This window comes from Rathayibacter sp. AY1D5, assembly GCF_002932515.1.
Taxonomy (GTDB): Bacteria; Actinomycetota; Actinomycetes; order Actinomycetales; family Microbacteriaceae; genus Rathayibacter.
Genome location: NZ_PSVU01000061.1, coordinates 1 through 19,558 on the forward strand (window position 1 = coordinate 1; position 19,558 = coordinate 19,558).

Here is a 19,558-nt window from a genome sequence, read left to right on the forward strand (position 1 = left end):
GCGACGGCGCTGAGCACCAGCTGCCGCCGGGCGCGGGAGGCGGCCAGGGCGAACATCCGGAGCTCGTCGTCGAGAGTGGCCTTGCGGGCGTCGAGCGGCAGTCCGCCCTCGCCGCGGGCGTGCCGCAGCAGGCCGTCCGGATCGAGCAGCGAGCCGCGCTGGCGGAGGTTGGGCCAGACGCCGTCCTGCAGCCGCGCCACCACCACGACGTCGAACTCCAGGCCGACGACCGAGGAGGGCGTGCCGATGAGGACCGCGTCCTCGACGGAGCGCGGAGCGAGCGTGTCCTCGGGGACCTCCGCCTCGAGGATCTCGGTGACGAAGCCGATCGCGGAGTGCCCGGTCGCCCGCTCCACGAACCGGCGCGCGGCGCTGAAGAGGGCGACCACGCCGTCGAGGTTGCGGTTGGCCTCGGCGGCGGTCAGGCCGGTGCCGAGGGCGAGCTCGCGCCAGGAGGACGCGACGCGGCTGGACTCCCACGCCGACCACAGGAGCTCCTCGATCGAGCCCCCCTCCTCGTGCAGGCGGCGGACCCGGTCGATCGTCACGGCCAGCCGCTCAGCCTGCCGGGCGGGAGCGGAGTCGATGGTCGCGAATCGGCCGGGCGCGGCGAGGGCCTCGACCAGCAGCGGGTCGCTCGCGCGGATGCCGCCGCCGGCCAGCTCCTCCGCCCGGAGCGCGAGCCGGAGCCTGCGCAGCCCCAGCCGGTCGACCCCGCCGAACGGGCCGAGCAGCAGCTCCGCCGCGAGCTCCGCGTCGAGGGGCCGCTCGCCGATCGCGACGCCGACCAGCACGAGCAGCGCCCGGGCCGCGTGGTCGTCGCGCAGCGCCCGTCCGGCGAGCACGGAGCGGGTCGGCACCTCCGCCACCGCGAGCGCCTTCACCAGCGGCTGGACCGCGGCTCCGGAGCGGACGACGACCGCCATCCGCCGCCACGCCACTCCGTCGCGCAGCCGCCGCTCGCGCAGCAGCCGCGCCACCGTCGCCGCCTCGCGCGCCGCCGTCGGGGCGTGCAGCACCAGGACGGGTGCCGGGCCCGCGTCGGGGGCCGGAGCCGCGACCGCCGCCCGCTGCCGGCCGGCCGCCGCGGTGCCGATCCGCTCGGTGGCCGCCGACACGACCGCCCGCAGCGCGGCCGAGTGGCGGTGCACGCGCGCGAGCACCAGCGTCTCGACGTCGGACGCGCCGATGCTCGCGGCGAACCGGCCGAGCGTGTCGGAGGCCGCGCCGCGGTAGGCGCTGGTCGCCACGTCCGGGTCGCCCAGCGCGATCACGGTCACCCCGCGCTCCGTCAGCGCCCGCAGCAGCACGAGCGTCGACTCGCTCGCCTCCTGGAGGTCGTCGACGACGACCAGACGCAGCGCGTCGATCCGCTCGCCGCCCTCGCCCGCGCGGATCGCCTCGGCCGCGTAGGCCGCGAACTCCGCCGCGTCCAGACGGGTGCCCGCCTGGGGCGCCATCCACTCGACCACCTCGCGCAGCTCGTCGAGCACGTCGGCCGCCGCGCTCCACTCGCCGCGCTCCGCGTCGATCCCGAGGGCGCGGATCGCGTCCGAGTCGAGCCCGTGCTCGGTCGCCCGCATCCCGAACTCGCGGAGCTCGGTCCGGAAGGTCCGCAGCCGCAGCACCTCGGGGCTGAACTCCTCCGGCCACCGCGGGCCGGTCCCCTCCTCGAGGTGGCCCTCGACGAGCTCCGACAGGAGTGCGTCCTGCTCGCCGCCGGTCAGGAGGGTCGGCCGCTCGAGGCCGCGCTCCTTGGCGGAGGAGGTGACCGCCTCGAACGCGAGCGAGGTCGCGGTCCGGGCGAGCGGGCCCCGGGTCGGCACTCCCAGCCGCAGGGCGAGCACGTCGCGCAGGGCGGTGGCGGCGGTGCGGCTGGCCGCGAGCACCACGACCGACTCGGGCGGGTACCCCCGCTCGAGGACGCGCTCGGCGACCAGCTCGACGACCGTCGTGGTCTTGCCCGTCCCCGGCGCCCCGAGCACGGCGGCGCTGCGGCCCTCGGGCAGCGCGAGCACCGCGCGCTGGGAGTCGTCCAGCACGACCGCGGGCTCGCCCGGGAGCGCCTCGCCGACGGAGGCTGCGGTGGAGGGAGCGGGGGTCGCGGGAGCGGTCACACGACCACGGTAGCCACCGGGTCCGACACTCCCGCCCGTCCCCGCCGGGAGCCCCGGCCGCCCGCTCCGCTCACCGCGAAACCGGCGCGGTCGTCCGAGCACGGTCCCGTATCCTGACACCCTCGTCCCCTCCCGAAAGGCACTGCTGGTGGAAATCCGTATTGGAATGGTCAACACCCCGCGCGAGCTCAACTTCGAGTCGTCGATGTCCGTGACCGAGGTCGAGAAGACGGTGACCACCGCTCTCGAGGCCGGCACCGCCGTCCTCCGCCTCCGCGACGAGAAGGGCAAGATCTACATCGTCCCGACCGCCACCATCGCCTTCGTCGAGGTCGGCTCCGAGGAGTCGCGCCGCGTCGGCTTCGTCGCCTAGAGCGTCCCGGGCGGACACGTCGTGGAGCTCCTCTTCATCACCCTGTTCGGGGTCCTGATCGGTCTCGCCGCGCGCTACGGGCTGCCGCACCGGCACCTGCACGGCTCCGTGCTGGTCCCGGCGATCGGCGGCCTCGTCGCCGCAGTCGTCTGGGTCGCACTGACCTGGGCGGGCCTGCCGTGGGACGGCGGCCTGATCTGGGTCCTGTCCCTCGTCGCGACCGCCGTGGTCGTCGTCCCGGTCGGCCTCTCGCTCGGGCGCAGCCGCGCCCGCCGCGACGAGGCCTCCCTGCAGGCGATGCTCTCGGGACGCGTCGCCCCCTGATCCGAGCCGGAGGCGCGGGAGTCCTCGGACTTCCGCGCCTCCGTCGTTCCGGATTCCGGGGCAGTGCGACGCCGGGAACCGTCAGGCCGTGAGCCCCAGCGCGTCCATCCGGCGCGTGTGCGAGGCGATGAGCTCGGTGAACACCGGCTCGATCCGCGACTCGTCGGAGTCGTGGTTGCCCGACCCCATCAGCGCGGAGCGCGCCACGAGGAGGGTGTCGCCCACCAGGCGGCGGCCCCAGACGGCCAGGCGCGAGCCCAGGCGCTCGTCCGCGGCGATCTCGCGGCGGAGGATCGCGATCACGCCGTCGACGCCCGTGTCCGCGCCGAGCGTCTGCGCGATGCGCGGCCCCACGTCGGTGGGCAGCCCGCCGGTGAGGCGGATGAAGAAGTCGTCGAGCAGGCCCGCCGTGATGTACGCCGAGAGCAGCGTCTCGTGGAGGTCCGCCCCGCGGGTGAGCCGCTCGAAGGTGTCGATCGCGGGGCGGAACGGAGTCATGGCCTCGCCGGGCTCCACGTCGCGGCGGCGCAGCTCGGCGACGACCGCGTGGTGCTTCGCGAGCGCCGTGCCGGCGGCGGAGGAGATGGCCTCCTTGTCCGCGAGGTCGTCGGTCTCGGCGACGGCGCGCGCCAGCACCTCGAACACCGCGAGCTGGAGGTAGGCGACCTGGCCGAGGTAGGGCAGCACCTCGGGGGTGAGGTCGGCGAGGTCGACGCGGTCGCGCTTCTGGCTCGACTCCCCGCGGGGCGTCAGGCGGGGCACCTCGAGCAGGGGACGTCGACGTCGGAACCAGGCAGCCATTTCCTCAGCATAGGGCGCCGGAGGAGCGGGGTTCCGGGGCCGGCGGGGCCGGGAGCAGTAGACTCGCCGGGATGTCACCGGCGCTGGATCGGTGACCCTGCGCCCGGAGTCGTACAGGGGCGTAGACCGTTCGACACGACAGGCGCTTCACTCCGTGACTTTCTCCGATCTGAACATCGACGACGACATCGTCGCCGCACTCGCCGCCAAGGGCATCCTCGAGCCGTTCCCCATCCAGGAGCAGACGATCCCCCTGGCCCTGCAGAAGCAGGACATCATCGGCCAGGCCAAGACAGGCACCGGCAAGACCTTCGGCTTCGGCCTCCCCCTCATCCAGGCCCTCGGCACCGACCCGGAGCCGGGCGTCAAGGCGCTCATCGTCGTCCCGACCCGCGAGCTCGCCGTGCAGGTCACCGAGGACATCGAGCTGGCCGCCTCCAACCGGCCGACCAAGATCGTCTCGATCTACGGCGGCAAGGCCTACGAGGGCCAGATCGAGCAGCTGAAGGCCGGCGCGCAGATCGTCGTCGGCACCCCCGGCCGCCTCCTGGACCTCGCCGGGCAGCGCCTGCTCTCGCTCGCCAACGTGCAGGTGATGGTCCTCGACGAGGCCGACAAGATGCTCGACCTGGGCTTCCTCTCGGACATCGAGAAGCTGTTCGCGCAGACGCCGCCCACCCGCCACACCATGCTCTTCTCGGCGACGATGCCGGGCGCGATCGTCGCGCTCGCGCGCCGCTTCATGAACAAGCCCATCCACATCCGCGCGACCGACCCCGACGAGGGCATCACGCAGGCGAACATCAAGCACATCGTCTACCGGGCGCACTCGCTCGACAAGGACGAGGTCATCGCGCGCATCCTGCAGTCCGAGGGCCGCGGCAAGACCGTCATCTTCACCCGCACGAAGCGCGCCGCGGCCCGCATCGTCGAGGAGCTCAACGACCGCGGCTTCAACGCGGCGGCCGTGCACGGAGACCTCAACCAGGAGCAGCGCGAGCGCGCGATGGCGGCGTTCAAGGCCGGCAAGAAGGACATCCTGATCGCGACCGACGTCGCCGCGCGCGGCATCGACGTGAACGACGTCACCCACGTGATCAACCACACGATCCCGGACGACGACCAGACCTACCTGCACCGCGTCGGCCGCACCGGGCGCGCGGGCAAGACCGGCATCGCGGTGACCTTCGTCGACTGGGAGGACCTGCACAAGTGGGCCCTCATCAACCGGGCGCTGGAGTTCGGCCAGCCCGACCCGGTCGAGACCTACTCGTCGTCGCCGCACCTCTACACCGACCTCGACATCCCCGCGGGGACCAAGGGACGGCTGAAGCCGACCCCGATCCCCGCCGAGGCGAAGGCCGACGCGCGCCCGGACCGGGGCGAGCGCTCCGACCGCGGCGAGCGCTCCGAGCGGGGTGACCGGCCGCCGCGTCGCCGCACCCGCTCCGACTCCGCCGACTCGACCGCTCCGCAGCAGACCGGCCCCGCTCCCTCGAGCGAGAGCAAGGAGCACCACGACGGCAACAGCGAACCGCGCCGCCGCACCCGGTCGCGCCGCCGCTCGCCGCGCCCCGACGCGCAGGCCTGAGCCTCCGCACCCCGAGCCCGTCCCCCCGCGATCCGTCGCGGGAGGGCGGGCTCTCGGCGTCTCAGCGGCTGTCCCGCGACTCAGCGGTGTCCCCACGCGACTCAGCGGCTCTCCGCCCCTCGGCGGTCACGGTGATCCGGCGGCTCTCCGCCTCCCAGCGGCTCTCCGCGACTCAGCGGGCGGAGGAGCGGATCGCGTCGACGGTCGCGCGCGCGGTCGTGTTCTCGCCCAGGCGGTTGGGCTTGCCCGTGCCGTGGTAGTCGCTCGAGCCCGTGGTGACGAGCGAGTACTGCTCGGCGAGCTCGCGCAGGCGGCGCTTGCCGTCGGCCGTGTTCTCGCGGTGCTCGACCTCGAGGCCGAACAGGCCGGCGTCGACGAGCTGCGGGAGCATCGACTCGACCGCGATCCCGCGGGCGCTCGCGGCCGGGTGCGCGATGACCGGGACCCCGCCCGCCGCGCGGACCAGGCGCACGGCGTCGACCGGGTCGGGGGCGTAGTGCGGGCGGTAGTAGCCGCCGCGCCAGTCGAGGATCCCCGCGAAGGCCGCGGAGCGGTCGGTGGCCAGGCCGCGGGCGACGAGCGCGTCGGCGATGTGCGGACGCCCGATGGTCGTGCCCGGGCTGGTCTGGGCGAGGACGTCGTCCCAGGTGAGGTCGTAGTCGGCCGCGATCGCGGTGACGATCGCCTCCGCGCGGTGCGTTCGGGCCGAGCGGATGCGCGCGGTCTCGGCCACGAGCCCCGGATCCGCCGGATCGACGAGGTACGCGAGGACGTGGACGCTGGCCCAGCCGACGCGGGAGGAGAGCTCCATGCCGGGCAGCAGGTCGATGCCCGCCTCGTCGGCCGCGGCGAGCGCCTCGGCCCAGCCGCCGGTCGTGTCGTGGTCGGTGAGCGCCACTCCGGCGAGCCCGGCCGCGGCCGCGGCCCGCACCAGGACGGCCGGAGCCTCGGTGCCGTCGGAGACGACGGAGTGGGTGTGGAGGTCGTAACGGCCCCCGTCGACATGCATGCGCTCATCGTAGACGCGCCGCCTGCGAGCCCTCCGATGCCCTAGTAGCCTGGGCGGCGATGGGGACGAGACTGGTGAAGACCGCGGTGGCGGTGATCGTGGCGATCGCTCTGCTGGTGGTCGCGGCGCCCGGCTTCTTCGGGATCGCCCGGGAGGCCCCCTTCGCCCAGCTGGTGCCGTTCCGGCTCGCGACGGGCGCGGCGGCCGTCGGGCTCGCCGCTGTCCTGGTCGTGATCGCGGTCCTCGTCGCTCCGGTCAGGCGCCTCGCGCTGGCCCTCGCGGCGCTCGGCGTCGTCTTCGCGCTCGTGCTCGCGGGAGTGCAGGGAGCGCGGGGCTACGACTCCGCCGCTCCGCGCGCCCACCGCCTCGCCGACGTGCGCCTCGCGACCTGGAACGTGCTGCACGACGGCGTGCCCGTCGACACGATCGCCTCGCTCGCCCGGGAGAGCGCGGTCGACGGCATCGCCCTCCTCGAGGTCTCGCAGACGCACGCGCAGGACGTCGTGAACGCGCTCAGCGCCCAGGGGATGTCGATGACCCTCCACTACGCCGGGTCGGGCGCCGACGACGGGGCGGCCCTGCTGCTCTCCCCCTCGCTCGGCGGCTACAGCGTCGACACCACCGCGGTCGTCACCGGATCGACACCGTCCCTCGTCGCACGCCCCGACACTCCCGAGCGCCCCGTCCTCGCCGCGGTGCACACCATGGCGCCGATCCCCTCGCGCCTCGCGGAGTGGCGGAGCGATCTGCTCTCGGTCTCCGCGCTCTGCTCCGCGGAGGAGGACGTCGTGGTCCTCGGCGATCTGAACTCCACGGTCGACCACTGGACCGGGCTGCCGGGCTCGGCCGCGCTGGGCGGCTGCCGCGACGCGGGGACCGTCGCGGGCGGCGCCGCCCTGGGCACCTGGCCGTCCTCGGTCCCGCCCGCGCTCGGCGCCCCGATCGACCACGTCCTCTTCTCCGGACGCTGGGAGGTCTCGGGCTACCAGGTCGTCGACGACCGCGACGACGCCGGGAGCGACCACCGGCCGCTGGTCGTCCAGCTCTCGGTCCGCGGGATGGCGAAGGACGCGTCCTGACGCTCCTCCCCGGACGCCGACTCCCCGTCCTCCTCCCCCGCCCGGCCCGTGGCGGCCCCGCGGCCGTGCGGAGGAGGACAATGGGAGCCATGACGAACACGGAGGAGCGGACCGCCGCTCAGACGCCCGACCCCGCCGCCGCCCCGCGCCCCCGCGCCACCGCGAACCGCTCGACGACCCCCGCCTCCGACCGCTTCCGCGACTTCATCGCGTCCGGCTGGGCCGAGCGGGAGGAGCCGCTGCCCGCTCCGCGCGAGCAGGCGTCCTTCGCCGCCTCCCGCCGCGAGCGCCTCTCCGCGCTGCACACCGGCGTGCGCATCGTCGTCCCGGCGGGCCGCCTCAAGCAGCGCGCGAACGACACCGACTACCCGTTCCGTGCGCACTCGGCCTTCACCTGGCTCACCGGCTGGGGCTCCGACTCCGAGCCCGGCGCGGTCCTCGTCCTCGAGCCCGCCGGGTCCGGCCACAGCGCGACGCTCTACTTCCGCGAGCGCGCGGGCCGCGACTCCGACGAGTTCTACGCCAACCCCGAGATCGGCGAGTTCTGGATCGGGCCGCGTCCGTCGCTCGCGCAGGTCGCGAGCGATCTCGGCCTCGCCACCCGCGGGATCGCCGAGCTCGACGCGGTCCTCGACGCGCACGACGGCGTCCCCCTCGCCGTGCTGCGCGAGGCCGACCCGGCGGTGACCGGCCGTCTCGACGCGGTCGAGGCCGACGAGCGGGCGGACCGCGACGCGGCGCTCGAGCGCGACATCGCCGAGCTCCGCCTGGTCAAGGACGCCTACGAGATCGCCGAGCTGCGCGCCGCCGTCGACGCGACGGGCCGCGGCTTCGAGGACGTCCTCTCCGACCTGCCGCGCATCATCGCCCACGAGAAGGGCGAGCGCCTGATCGAGGGCGTCTTCAACGGACGCGCGCGCGCCGACGGCAACGCGGTCGGCTACGACACCATCGCCGCAGCGGGCCCCCACGCCTGCATCCTGCACTGGACGCGCAACGACGGGCCGGTGCGCCCCGGCCAGCTGGTGCTGCTGGACGCCGGCGTCGAGCAGGACAGCTACTACACCGCCGACATCACGCGCACCTTCCCGGTGGACGGCCGCTACACGGACGCCCAGCGCCAGGTTCACGAGACGGTGCGGGAGGCGGCCGACGCCGCGTTCGCGATCGTCCGACCCGGCATCCGCTTCCGCGAGGTTCACGCCGCGGCGATGGCCGTCATCGCGCGGCGCACCGCCGAGTGGGGCCTGCTGCCGGTCAGCGCCGAGGAGGCGCTCGAGGCCGACAACCAGCAGCACCGCCGCTACATGGTCCACGGCACCAGCCACCACCTCGGGCTCGACGTGCACGACTGCGCCCGGGCACGGCGCGAGATGTACCTCGACGGACTGGTCGAGGAGGGCATGGTCTTCACGATCGAGCCCGGCCTCTACTTCCAGCCCGACGACCTCACGGTCCCGGAGGAGCTGCGCGGCATCGGCGTCCGGATCGAGGACGACGTGCTCGTCACCGCCGACGGCGCCGAGAACCTCTCGGCCGGCATCCCGCGCTCGGCCGACGACATCGAAGCGTGGATGGCCCGACTGGCCCGCTGAGCCCGGTCGCCCGCGGGGAGCCCCGGCCGCTCAGGCGGCGAGGGGCAGCGCGAACTCCCCGCGGGCGGCGGCGAGCGCCAGCCCGTCGAGCAGCGTCGCCAGCTGACCGGCGGGAGCGTCCGGGTCCTCGGGGTGCCACTGCACGCCGACGAGGGGGGCCGCGACGTGCTCGACGGCCTCGATCACGCCGTCCTCCGCCCGGGCGACGACCCGCAGCCCCGGAGCGAGCAGGTCGACCGCCTGGTGGTGCGCGCTCTGCACCGCGAGCGCCTCGGACCCGAAGAGCCCGCCGAGCACGGAGCCCGCCGCGAGCCCGACCTCGTGCCGGTGCATGCGCTGGTGAGCGGGGGCCGCCGCGTTGACGTGCTCCGCCTCCGGACCCAGGTCCTGCACCAGCGTGCCGCCGAGCGCGACGTTGACGATCTGCAGGCCGCGGCAGATGCCCAGCAGCGGGGTCCGGCGGGCGAGCGCCCGGTGCACCAGCGCGATCTGGGCGGCATCGGCGCGCTCCGCGTGGGGGCCCTCGGCCGGGTAGCCGCGGTCGGCGCCGTACTGCTCGGGAGCGATGTCCTCGCCGCCCGCGAGGACGAGGGCGTCCGCCCCCGCCGTGCGCGCCAGCAGCTCCTCCGTGCCCAGCTCCTCGGCGGCGAAGCGCTCCGCCCGCCAGCCGCGCTCGTGCGCGAGGGCGAGGATGCGGCCGTTCAGGATCTGCACGTAGGCGTGGTACTCCTCGCGGCCCGGTCGCACGCGGGCGACCTCGACGATGGCGAGTGAGCGGGTCATGACTCCATCCTGGGCACGCCGCCGCCGCCGGTCGAACCGCCGTGTCACGCGGTGTCACACTCCGGCCGTACGATCACGGAGTGACCTCGCCGAGCCCGTCCCTCCCGGAGCGCGTGCAGCAGGCGCGCTCCGAGGTCTCCGTCCTCGCCGGGACCACTCCCGAGCGCCGGGTCCGACCGCTGCGCGAGGCCGTCGAGCACGTCGCCGCCGGCGGCTCCCCCGATCCCGACGCCCTGCTCGACGCGGTCGACTCGCTGGTCGGGCTCGTGACCCGCGCCGAGGTGCAGCTGAGCGGCGTCGAGCGCTCCGTGCGGGACGACCTGGAGCGGGCCGCCACCCTCTCGGACCTGCGCACCTCGGCGCAGCTCGCCTCCGCCGCCGACGTGGCCGTCGCGTGCGCCGCGGCACGGTCGCTCCTCCTCGACGCCGACGACGCCCGGTCGGCCGGCGCCCGCCACGATCCGGCCGCGCTACTGGTCCTGCTGCTCGACGCCGACTCCGCTCTGGACGCCGTCGTCTCCGGGTACCGCGAGCCGCGGGCCCAGGCCGAGCGCCAGCTCCTCCTGTTCGAGGCGGCGCGCACCGCGGCCCGGCTCGGTGCCGAGTCGGTGCTGCTCCTGGCCGCCGTGCACGGCGAGCGCATCACCGCGGCACCCCGGATCCTCGCGGAGGAGACGCTCGGGCAGCTGGACACCGCGGTGCGCCGTGCGGCAGGCGATCCGGCCGGCGCTCTGGACGAGGCCCGCGCCGCCGCCGACCGCGCCCGCTCCGCGCTCGACGAGGCCCTGGTCGACCTCGACGGCGCACCCCCGTCGCTCCGCCCCGCGGCCGTTCCCGGAGGCCTGCCCGCGGCCTGAGCACGCAGGCACCCGGCACCGGCGCGCGTGCCATAGTGAGGGACATGGCCTCCTTCCTCGTCGTCCCCCAGTGGCAGGGCTCGGCGTCGACGCGCGCGATGCGCCTCGTCGACGGAGCCGAGGCGATCCGGGGCGATCTGCCCTCCTCCGCCACCACGACCCTCGACATCCCCGCCGAGGCGGGCGACGCCCAGGACACCGGCATCCGCCGCTACGCCTCGGTCGCCACCGTCGCCGAGCGGGTGCGCGAGGCCCTCTCGAGCCGCACCGGTCCCGTGATCACGATCGGCGGTGACTGCGGCGTCGAGTTCGCGGCGATCGGGCACGCCGTGCGCTCGGCACCGGGCCCGGTCGCGCTGGTCTGGCTCGACGCCCACCCGGACGCGCACACTCCCGAGTCCTCCCCCAGCGGCGCCTTCTGCGGCATGGTCCTCTCGGCCGCGCTGGGACGCGGCGTCGGCCTCCTGAGCGCGGGCGCCGAGGAGCGGGTGGCCGACGAGCGCGTCGTCCTCGGAGGTGTCCGCTCCGCCGACGACGGCGAGCTCGAGCGGCTGGTCGAGCGGGGCGCCGCGGTGCTGCCCGCGGACGCCCTCGACCCGGAGTCGCTCGTCGCGGCGGTCGAGGCGACCGGTGCCGCCTCCGTCTACGTGCACCTCGATCTGGACGTGCTCGACCCCGCCGATCTCGCCGGGCTGTTCGACCCGGTGCCCTTCGGCGTTCCCGCCTCGCGCCTCGTCGCGAGCCTCGACGCCCTCCGGTCCCGCTTCCCGCTCGCGGGCGCCGGCGTCACCTCGTTCGCCCCGTCGTCGCCGACCGCGGCCGAGGACGACCTGCCCACGATCCTCCGCCTCCTCGGCGCTCTGTCCCGCGGGGCCTGAGAGAGCCCTGCCATCGGCGCGCAAGCCCGAGCGCGTGTCGGCGGCACCCGGCAAGATGGTCGGACGCGACCGAGCGGAGGAACGATGAGCGACGAGAGACCGCGCGTGCGCACCGAGCGGCGCGGGACCGTGCTCGCGATCGTGCTGGACCGGCCCGAGAAGCGCAACGCCGCCGATCTGCGGCTGCTCGCGGAGCTGGCGTCCGCGTACGGCGAGCTCGACCGCGACCCGGATCTGCGCGCCGGCGTCGTCCTCGCCGAGGGCGGGCACTTCACGGCCGGGCTCGACCTCGCCGACATCGGGCCCCGCCTGGGCTCCGACGGCCTCGACTTCGTGCCCGAGGGCGGTCTCGACCCCTGGGGCCTGCGCACCCGCCCCGTGAGCAAGCCGGTGGTCATCGGCCTCCAGGGCACCTGCCTCACGCTCGGCATCGAGCTCGCGCTCGCGAGCGATGTCGTCCTCGCCGAGCGGTCCACCCGCTTCGGCCAGATCGAGGTCGCCCGCGGCATCCTGCCCTTCGGCGGAGCGACGCTGCGCTTCCCCCGCGCCGTCGGCTGGGGCGACGCGATGCGCTGGATCCTCACCGGCGACCTCTTCGACGCCGAGGAGGCCCACCGCATCGGCCTCGTGCAGCAGGTCGTCCCCGACGGGACGGTCGCCGAGGCGGCCTGGGCGCTGGCCGCCCGGATCGCCGCGCAGGCGCCGCTCGCCGTGCAGGCCGCCCTGGCCAGTGCCCGGCTCGCGGTCGCCGCGTCCGACGCCGAGGCCGCGGCCGCGCTCCCCGGGGCGCTCGCGCGTCTCGCGGCGTCCGAGGATGCGCGCATCGGCACCGAGGCCTTCCTCCAGCGCACGACGGCGGAGTTCACCGGACGATGAGCGACGAGAGCACCACCGTCACGGCGCCCGGCGGCTCCTCCCTCGAGGCGCAGCAGGAGCGCGCCGCGCAGCAGCTCGAGATCCGGCTCCGCTACGGCGACCAGGTGTGGGAGCTGCGCGAGGTCGACCACTTCGCCGTCTTCTCCCGCCGCAGCACCGCACGACGGGCCGGGCGCGTCCTCGTGGCCTCCGGCTTCCAGATCGCGATCTCGCGGCTGAGGCTGAGGCAGGTCCTCGTCGCGAGCCACCACGCCGCGGTCGACGAGGAGTCGACCACCGCGTTCCTCCGCCAGGTGATCGAGGCGGTCGAGAGCCACGGCGGCCGCTACGACGGCTGGCGGGCCGAGATCGTGCCGGCGCATTGAGCGCCGGGCACCCACCGACGACGGGGCTCGACGCCTCCGAGAACCCCAGGGAGACAGCATGAGCAGCACGACGGACGAGTTCGACGTCATCGTCATCGGAGCAGGGCCGGTGGGCGAGAACCTCGCGGACCGCGCGGTCCAGGGCGGCCTCACCGCGGCCGTCGTCGAGAGCGAGCTCGTCGGGGGCGAGTGCTCCTACTGGGCGTGCATGCCCTCGAAGGCGCTGCTGCGGCCGCCGATGGCGCTCCGCGCCGCCCGTGATCTCCCCGGCGCGGCGCAGACGGTGAGCGGAGGAGTCGACGTGCCCGCGCTCCTGGCCCGCCGCGACTCCTTCACCAGCCACTTCGACGACCACGGCCAGGTGCAGTGGCTCGAGGGCGCCGGCATCGAGCTCGTCCGCGGGCACGGCCGCCTCAGCGGCGAGCGCGAGGTCACAGTGACCGGACCCGACGGCGAGGTGCGCGTGCTCCGCGCCCGCTCCGCCGTCGCCGTCGCGACCGGCACCACCGCCGTCGTCCCCGACATCCCTGGCCTGCGCGCGGCATCCCCCTGGACGAGCCGCGAGGCCACCTCGGCCGAGGAGGTGCCGCCGCGCCTCGTCGTCATCGGCGGCGGAGTCGTCGCGACCGAGATGGCGACCGCCTACGCCGGCATGGGCTCCTCCGTCACGCTCGTCGCCCGCAGCGGACTCCTCACGCCGTTCGAGCCCTTCGCCGGCGAGCTCGTCGGCTCGGCGCTCCAGGAGCTCGGCGTCGACCTGCGCCTCGGCGACTCGCCCGTCTCGGTCGAGCGCCGGTCCGACGGCACCGTGGCGGTGACGCTCGAGGGCGGCGACGTCATCGAGGCCGACCAGGTGCTCGCCGCGACCGGCCGCGCCCCGCACACCCGCGACGTCGGCCTCGAGACGGTGGGCCTCGAGCCCGGCTCCTCGCTGACGGTCGACGACACGATGCTCGTGCTGGGCGGCGACGGTGCTCCCCTCGGCGGCGGGCGTCCGTGGCTCTACGGGGTCGGCGACGTGAACCACCGCGCACTGCTCACGCACCAGGGCAAGTACCAGGCCCGTGCGGCCGGCGACGTGATCGTCGCGCGCGCCACCGGTGCCGAGGTCCACGACGCCCCCTGGGGAGCGCACGTCGCGACCGCCGACCACGAGGCCGTGCCGCAGGTCGTCTTCACCGACCCCGAGGTCGCGTCGGTCGGCCTCACCGCCGCGGCCGCCGAGAAGGCCGGATACCGCACCCGCGTCGTCGACTACGAGATCGGCTCGGTCGCCGGCGCCGCCCTCGCCGCCGACGGCTACACGGGCACCGCGAGGATGGTCGTGGACGAGGACCGGAAGGTCGTCCTCGGCGTCACCTTCGTCGGCAAGGAGGTCGGAGAGCTGATCCACTCCGCGACGATCGCCGTCGTCGGCGAGGTGCCGCTCTCGCGCCTCTGGCACGCGGTCCCCTCCTATCCGACGATCAGCGAGGTCTGGCTGCGGCTGCTCGAGACCTACGGACGCGACAGCGCGTGAGCGCGCTCCGTCGAGCCGTCGCGACGGTGGCCCTGGATCCGGCGATCACCCGGCCGGGCTACCTCTTCGCGTGCGCGGTCGGACTCGCCTGGGGCGCGCTGTGGAGCACGGGCCCGATCCGGCGCAGCCACGGCCTCGTCGTCTTCACCGGTCTGCCCTCCTGGGCGTTCGGCCGCGGAGGGTCCTGCGTCGGCACGAGCTACCTCACGGGCACCAACGTCTCCGACAGCGTCCTCGAGCACGAGGCCGTGCACAAGGAGCAGTGGCGGCTCTACGGGATGTGGTTCCCGTTCGCGTACACGGTGGCGGGTCGCGATCCGCTGCGCAATCGATTCGAGATCGAAGCCGGTCTCGAGAAGGGCGGATATCTCCGTGGTCACTGACATGACGGGGCGCGTCGTCGTCCTCACCGGAGCCAGTTCCGGCATCGGCCGGGTCGCGGCGGGAGCGCTGGCGTCCGCCGGTGCCCGCGTGGCCGTGGTCGGGCGGAACCCCGAGCGCACCCGCGCGGTCGCCGCCGACGTGGGAGGCGACGCGTTCCTGGCCGACTTCGACCGGCTCGACGACGTCCGCGCCCTGGCCGACGGCCTCCTCGAGCGCTACGAGCGGATCGACGTGCTGGCGAACAACGCGGGCGGGCTCGTCTCCCACCGCGCCGAGACGGTCGACGGCCACGAGCGGACGATCCAGAGCAACCATCTCGCGCCGTTCCTGCTCACGCGGCTCCTGCTCCCGCGGATGATCGAGACCTCGAGGGAGCGGGCCGGCGTCCGCGTCGTCTCCACGGCGAGCCTCGCGAACCGCTTCGGTCGCCTGAGGCTCGACGACCTCGACAACCGCCGGGGTCCGTGGCTCGGCGGCTGGCGGGCGTACGGCACGTCGAAGCTGGTGACGATCCTCTTCATCCGCGAGCTGGCGGAGCGCCTGCTGACGACGTCGGTCGACGCGTACTCGTTCCACCCGGGCGTCGTCTCGACGAGCTTCGGTGCCGACAGCACGATGATGAAGCTGATGACGAGCCTCTCGGTCGGCTCCTTCGGGATCTCCGCCGAGGCGGGTGCGGTGCCGCTGATCACCCTCGCCTCCGAGCCCGACGTCGGTGCCGCCAGCGGCACCTACTTCGACCAGCTGACGCCGCACGGCTCCCTGAACCCCCAGGCCCGCGACCGCGCTCTCGCCCACGACCTCTGGACCCTCTCCAGCCGCCTCGTGGGCGTCTCTCCCACCCTGTAGCCCGCTGCCGCTCCCCGCCGCCGCCGACTCGGCGCGGGGCGGCGCGGAGCACCCGGCGCGCTCGCCGGGAGGATCTCGACACGCCCTCTCCGAGGGCTGCCCGATCAGCAGGTCTGCGCGCGGTCGTCGGGCTCGGTCTGTGCCCGCGAGCTGCTCGATCAGCCGCGAAATCGGTCGGGCGTGGATCTCGAAACTCCCTCTCCGAGGGCTACCCGATGAGCATGTCCGGGCGCGGTCGCCCGACTCGCCAGGCACCCGAGAACCGCTCGATCACGCGCGAAGTCCGTCGGAGTGGATCTCGAGACGCCCCCTGCGAGATCCACTCGATCAGCATCGTCCTCCGCGGTCGCGCCCCTGGCGCGCCGTCCCCGCGGCCGCGCCCCCGGCGCGCTGTCCCCCGCGGTCGCGCCCCCGGCGCGCCGCACCCCTACGAGCAGCGCCCGGAGCGTCGCAGGGCGTCGTTCTGCAAGGCGGAGGAGGAAGCGATACCGGCGGTATCGCGCCCGACGACAACGCCGCAGAACGTCGCCCTGCGGCGCTCCGGGTCAGTTGGACTCTTGGCGGCCGAGGCGCCAGTACCCCATGAACGCCACCCGCTTCCGGTCGAGTCCGAGCTCGGTGACGAGGCAGCGGCGGATCAGCTTCACGGCGCCGGCTTCTCCGGCGATCCAGGCGTAGAGGCCGGGGTCGGTGCTCTCGTCGGGGACCTCCCAGAGCATCTCGTGGTCGACGTCGATGTCGCTGACGTCCACGCCGCGGTGGTGGGCGGTGAGGAAGCGGGTGGCCCAGGCGCGGACCGCGTCGCCGAGGGCCGCTCCGGGGGCTGCCGCGTGGGCGCGGACGATCCAGGTGACGTGGACGCCGGCGGGGTGGCGGAGCGGGAGGCGGTCGTGGGCGGTGGGGACCTCGAGGAACGCGGCTCCGGTGGCGTCGTCGTCGAGGCTCTCGAGGATCGCGGCGATGGCGGGGACGGCCGTCTCGTCGCCGGCGAGGAGGAGGGAGGTGGCGGCGCCGGGGTGGAACTCGACTCCGCCGCCGGGGAGGTCGGAGCGCGTGTCGGGCGCGATGATGACGATCTGGTCGCCGGCGCGGGCGCTCTCGACCCAGGCGGAGGCCGGTCCGGTGTCGCCGTGGGCGGCGAAGTCGATGTCGACCTCGGCGCCCTCGGGGCGGACGGCGCGGATGGTGTAGGTGCGGAGCGGGTTCCGGAGCTCGTCGGGGAGCTGTCGCCAGCGGCCGTACCAGTCGGGGTCGAGTCCGTCGGGTCCGTCGGGGTCAGAGACGGAGGCGAGGAAGGCGGGGGCGTCGGAGGCTGCGGTGGGGACGACGAGCTTGATGCGCTGGTCGGGGCCGGTGCAGCCGACGTGGTCGAGGCCGGTGCCGGTGAGGGTCACGCGGATGAAGTGCGGGGCGATCCGGGTCGCTGCGGCGACGGTCGCGAGGTACGGCCGGTAGGCCGGTCGGGCGGGGGCGGCGGTCGTCGGAGGCATCACCTCAGTCTCGCACAGAAGGTAAGCCTTGCCTAACACTCAGCCGGGACGCCCGGCGGACGGTCAGCGCGCGGCGTGCTCGGCGGAGGTGCGCAGGCGCGCCTCGACGTCGGCGGCGAGCTCGGCGACGACGGGGCCGGCCCCGCCGATCCAGGCGCAGAAGTCGTGGCGGCCGTCGGCCCACGGGTAGTCACCGTCGACGACCGACATCTCGCCGACCCAGGCCCGGACCGCGCGGTCGAGTGCGACTCCGCGGGAGCAGCGCTCACCGGTGCCGGGGGCGCCCGAGCGCTCGGAGCGGCCGAGCCAGGTGACGCAGACCCGTCCGGGGGCGGCGAGCGGCGGCAGTCCGCGCGCGTCGTCGACCTCGACGAAGACCTGGCCGCGGGCGTTCGCGGGGAGGGCGTCGAGGATGCTCTGGATCCACGGCACGACGGTCTCGTCGCCCGCGATCAGGAACTGCTTCACGTCGACCGGCGCGGAGCCGTCGCGGTCCTCGAACATGCACATCGTGTTCGAGTATAGGCAAGGCTTACCTCAGTGACCAGAGCCGGACCTGACCATCCGCCGTGCGGCCGCGCCCGGACCCGTCACCGCTGCGGCCTCCCCCGTCACCACTGCGGCGGGTGCCGCCTCTGCCAGCGCGCCCGCCGCTCGAGCTGTGCGCCGATCGCCAGCAGCGTCGCCTCGCCGCCGGGTCGCCCGATCAGCTGGACTCCCATCGGCAGGCCCTCCTCCGTGGTGCTCAGCGGAAGGGTGATCGCGGGGAGGCCGCTCACGTTCACGAAGGACGTGTACGGAGTGTAGAGGCACTGCTGCTCGAAATTGCGCTCGGGATCCTCGAGGTCGTACCAGCCGACGGGGCGCGGCGTCATCGCCAGCGACGGCGTCAGGACCGCGTCGACGCCGGAGAACGCCGCGATCACCGCGCGCTCGTAGCCCGAGAGCCAGGACGCCGCCTCGACGATCTCGCGGGCGGAGCGCCGGCGGCCCTCCTCCACCAGCCAGCGGGTCAGCGGCTCCAGCAGATCGAGGTCCGCGCCCTCGACGGGCAGGGTCGCCGCGCCGCTCTGCCACAGCGTCCGGAACGCGGCGGGGTACGCGGCGCTCGGGGGGAGCGACGCCTCCTCGAGCCCGTGGCCGAGGGCGGCCAGCGCGGCGATCCCCTCGTCCAGCGCGGCGCGCGCCTCCGGAGCGAGAGCGATCTCGTACTCCTCGTCCCAGGGCGAGTCCGTGAGCACGCCGATCTGGAAGCGCCCCTCTCCGCGCACCGCGGCGCCGAGGAACGAGCCGTCGCCGTCGCCGGGCGCGCCGAGCGACCAGCGCTGCGGGAGGCGGCCGTTCGTCCGCTCCAGCATGCCCTCGAGCAGGAGGCCCGCGTCGGCGACCGAGCGGGTGATCGGCCCGGCGACCGTCAGGCCGCCGACCCCGCCGATGCCGGAGAGCGCGGCGACGCGTCCGCGGGAGGGCTTCAGTCCTACCAGGCCGCAGGCCGCGGCGGGGATGCGGATGGACCCGCCGCCGTCCGAGGCGGGGGCGAACGGCAGCAGTCCCGCGGCGACGGCGACCGCCGCTCCTCCGCTGGATCCGCCGGCCCCGAGGCGGGTGTCCCAGGGCGTGACGGCGGGCGGGCCGATCAGCGTCTCGGTGTAGGAGGGCATCCCGAACTCGGGCGCCGCGGTCTTGCCGAGGCTGACCGCTCCCGCCGCGTCGAGCACCTCGACGATCTCGTCGGAGACGGTGGGCACGTGGTGCTCGCGCAGCCGCGATCCGAATGCGGTCCGCACGCCCGCGCGCCGCCAGAGGTCCTTGTCGCCGCTCGGCAGGCCCCAGAGCGGAGCGGTGCCGGGCCCGGTGCCGAGCGATGACGCCCGCTCCCGCGCCCGATCGGCGGTCACCGTGGCGAAGGCGCCCAGCTCCCCGTTCCAGCGCTCGATCCGGGCGAGGTAGTGATCGGCGAGCTCGAGAGGCGTGACCTCTCCGCGCTGCAGCCAGTCCCACTGCTCCTGGGCGCTGAGGTGGTGGAGTTCGAACATGGAACGACCCTATTCCGCCGCTCCGGGGAGCCGGCGGAACAGGGTCGTGGGGGTCAGGCCGCGCGGCGGCCGCTCTCGCTCGCCTCGTCGATGCCCCTCCGGGCGCCGTCGGGCACCACGGTGTCGCGGTCGATGCGGGCGCCGGTCGCGATCACGGCCGAGCGTCCGATGCGGGAGTAGCTCCCGATCCGCGCCCCCGGTCCGATGATCGCCTCGGGCCCGACGTGCACGTTCGCGCCGATGAAGGCGCTGTGCCCGATCATGGCGTCGCGGTCGACCCAGCTGCCCGCGCCGATCCAGGCGCGCTCGCCCACGGTCGCGCCGGGCTCCACGTAGGCGCCGGTCTCCACGTACGCGGTCGCCGAGACGCGCGATCCGGGAGCGACCATGCCGCGTCCGTTCGCGTGGCGGCGGTAGACGATCTCGTCGTCACTGCCGCGCGCCCCTCGACCCTTGTTCATCCCTGTTCCTGCCATCTGCCTCTGGCTCCTCCGAGCTGTCCGGTGGGCGGGGCGCCGAGCCCCGTCCCGTCATCGCTAGACAACAGCGGCGAGCGCCCGCGCATTCCCCGTTCGGGGGGCGCTGGCGCGGGGTGGAGGCGGGGCGGCGGGCGACGGAGACGCGGTCGGCGC

At 74.9% G+C, this 19,558-nt stretch carries 20 protein-coding genes; 12 read left to right on the plus strand and 8 right to left on the minus strand.

Features of this window, described 5'->3' with window-relative positions; all coding sequences use genetic code 11:
* Window positions 1–2,117 (minus strand): UvrD-helicase domain-containing protein (locus tag C5C82_RS15080; protein WP_181134456.1); only part of this gene is annotated, 2,117 nt, incomplete at its 3' end.
* A gap of 148 nt (window positions 2,118–2,265) precedes the next feature.
* On the opposite strand from C5C82_RS15080, the gene C5C82_RS15085 reads away from it, so the two are divergent.
* A complete protein-coding gene (locus C5C82_RS15085; RefSeq protein WP_104224841.1) occupies window positions 2,266–2,490 on the plus strand; it encodes a DUF3107 domain-containing protein in 225 nt (74 codons plus the stop codon).
* Window positions 2,491–2,511: 21 nt separating this feature from the next.
* Window positions 2,512–2,814, plus strand: a complete 303-nt coding sequence (locus tag C5C82_RS15090; RefSeq protein WP_104226942.1) for a hypothetical protein — start codon at window positions 2,512–2,514, stop codon at window positions 2,812–2,814.
* A gap of 81 nt (window positions 2,815–2,895) precedes the next feature.
* Here C5C82_RS15090 and C5C82_RS15095 read toward each other — a convergent pair whose 3' ends face one another.
* Entirely contained in the window at window positions 2,896–3,615 is a 720-nt protein-coding gene (locus C5C82_RS15095; protein ID WP_104224843.1) for a ferritin-like fold-containing protein, read from the minus strand.
* A 154-nt stretch (window positions 3,616–3,769) separates the two neighbouring features.
* Here C5C82_RS15095 and C5C82_RS15100 point away from each other — a divergent pair, with 154 nt between their 5' ends.
* Window positions 3,770–5,206, plus strand: a complete 1,437-nt coding sequence (locus C5C82_RS15100) for a DEAD/DEAH box helicase (protein WP_104224844.1) — start codon at window positions 3,770–3,772, stop codon at window positions 5,204–5,206.
* A 172-nt stretch (window positions 5,207–5,378) separates the two neighbouring features.
* Here the strand turns inward: C5C82_RS15100 and C5C82_RS15105 are convergent, their stop codons facing one another.
* Entirely contained in the window at window positions 5,379–6,215 is an 837-nt protein-coding gene (locus C5C82_RS15105) for a PHP domain-containing protein (protein WP_104295208.1), read from the minus strand.
* Between the two features lie 59 nt (window positions 6,216–6,274).
* Here C5C82_RS15105 and C5C82_RS15110 point away from each other — a divergent pair, with 59 nt between their 5' ends.
* Both C5C82_RS15110 and C5C82_RS15115 read left to right on the plus strand, forming a co-directional pair.
* Complete coding sequence (locus C5C82_RS15110; protein ID WP_146086007.1) at window positions 6,275–7,294, plus strand: endonuclease/exonuclease/phosphatase family protein; 1,020 nt, start codon at window positions 6,275–6,277, stop codon at window positions 7,292–7,294.
* An 89-nt stretch (window positions 7,295–7,383) separates the two neighbouring features.
* Window positions 7,384–8,889, plus strand: coding sequence for an aminopeptidase P family protein (locus tag C5C82_RS15115; protein WP_258063451.1), 1,506 nt, complete (start codon window positions 7,384–7,386; stop codon window positions 8,887–8,889).
* 30 nt (window positions 8,890–8,919) lie between these two features.
* Here C5C82_RS15115 and C5C82_RS15120 read toward each other — a convergent pair whose 3' ends face one another.
* Window positions 8,920–9,672 (minus strand): gamma-glutamyl-gamma-aminobutyrate hydrolase family protein, encoded by a 753-nt coding sequence (locus C5C82_RS15120; protein ID WP_104225036.1) that lies wholly within the window; start codon window positions 9,670–9,672, stop codon window positions 8,920–8,922.
* Between the two features lie 80 nt (window positions 9,673–9,752).
* On the opposite strand from C5C82_RS15120, the gene C5C82_RS15125 reads away from it, so the two are divergent.
* From C5C82_RS15125 to C5C82_RS15155, 7 genes are all read left to right on the plus strand, one after another.
* Window positions 9,753–10,529 (plus strand): hypothetical protein, encoded by a 777-nt coding sequence (locus tag C5C82_RS15125; RefSeq protein WP_104225035.1) that lies wholly within the window; start codon window positions 9,753–9,755, stop codon window positions 10,527–10,529.
* A 44-nt stretch (window positions 10,530–10,573) separates the two neighbouring features.
* Window positions 10,574–11,407, plus strand: coding sequence for an arginase family protein (locus tag C5C82_RS15130; RefSeq protein WP_104296241.1), 834 nt, complete (start codon window positions 10,574–10,576; stop codon window positions 11,405–11,407).
* An 84-nt stretch (window positions 11,408–11,491) separates the two neighbouring features.
* Window positions 11,492–12,283, plus strand: a complete 792-nt coding sequence (locus tag C5C82_RS15135; protein ID WP_104296240.1) for a crotonase/enoyl-CoA hydratase family protein — start codon at window positions 11,492–11,494, stop codon at window positions 12,281–12,283.
* Window positions 12,280–12,648, plus strand: a complete 369-nt coding sequence (locus tag C5C82_RS15140) for a ribonuclease E inhibitor RraB (RefSeq protein WP_104225032.1) — start codon at window positions 12,280–12,282, stop codon at window positions 12,646–12,648. The genes C5C82_RS15135 and C5C82_RS15140 overlap by 4 nt, the downstream gene beginning before the upstream one ends.
* A gap of 58 nt (window positions 12,649–12,706) precedes the next feature.
* Complete coding sequence (locus tag C5C82_RS15145; RefSeq protein WP_104296239.1) at window positions 12,707–14,167, plus strand: NAD(P)/FAD-dependent oxidoreductase; 1,461 nt, start codon at window positions 12,707–12,709, stop codon at window positions 14,165–14,167.
* Window positions 14,164–14,550: a Fe-S oxidoreductase gene (locus C5C82_RS15150; protein ID WP_104227423.1), complete on the plus strand. Its 387-nt coding sequence runs from the start codon at window positions 14,164–14,166 to the stop codon at window positions 14,548–14,550. Before C5C82_RS15145 ends, C5C82_RS15150 begins: the two co-directional genes overlap by 4 nt.
* Entirely contained in the window at window positions 14,540–15,400 is an 861-nt protein-coding gene (locus C5C82_RS15155) for an SDR family NAD(P)-dependent oxidoreductase (RefSeq protein WP_244230659.1), read from the plus strand. Before C5C82_RS15150 ends, C5C82_RS15155 begins: the two co-directional genes overlap by 11 nt.
* A gap of 545 nt (window positions 15,401–15,945) precedes the next feature.
* Here C5C82_RS15155 and C5C82_RS15160 read toward each other — a convergent pair.
* The 4 genes from C5C82_RS15160 to C5C82_RS15175 form a co-directional block, all read right to left on the minus strand.
* Entirely contained in the window at window positions 15,946–16,890 is a 945-nt protein-coding gene (locus C5C82_RS15160; protein ID WP_104296238.1) for a siderophore-interacting protein, read from the minus strand.
* A gap of 63 nt (window positions 16,891–16,953) precedes the next feature.
* Complete coding sequence (locus C5C82_RS15165) at window positions 16,954–17,394, minus strand: SIP domain-containing protein (protein WP_160034004.1); 441 nt, start codon at window positions 17,392–17,394, stop codon at window positions 16,954–16,956.
* 107 nt (window positions 17,395–17,501) lie between these two features.
* On the minus strand, window positions 17,502–18,926 hold the full coding sequence (locus C5C82_RS15170; protein ID WP_104296237.1) for an amidase: 1,425 nt from the start codon (window positions 18,924–18,926) through the stop codon (window positions 17,502–17,504).
* 53 nt (window positions 18,927–18,979) lie between these two features.
* Entirely contained in the window at window positions 18,980–19,387 is a 408-nt protein-coding gene (locus C5C82_RS15175) for a transferase (RefSeq protein ID WP_104317518.1), read from the minus strand.
* Window positions 19,388–19,558 lie beyond the last annotated feature (171 nt).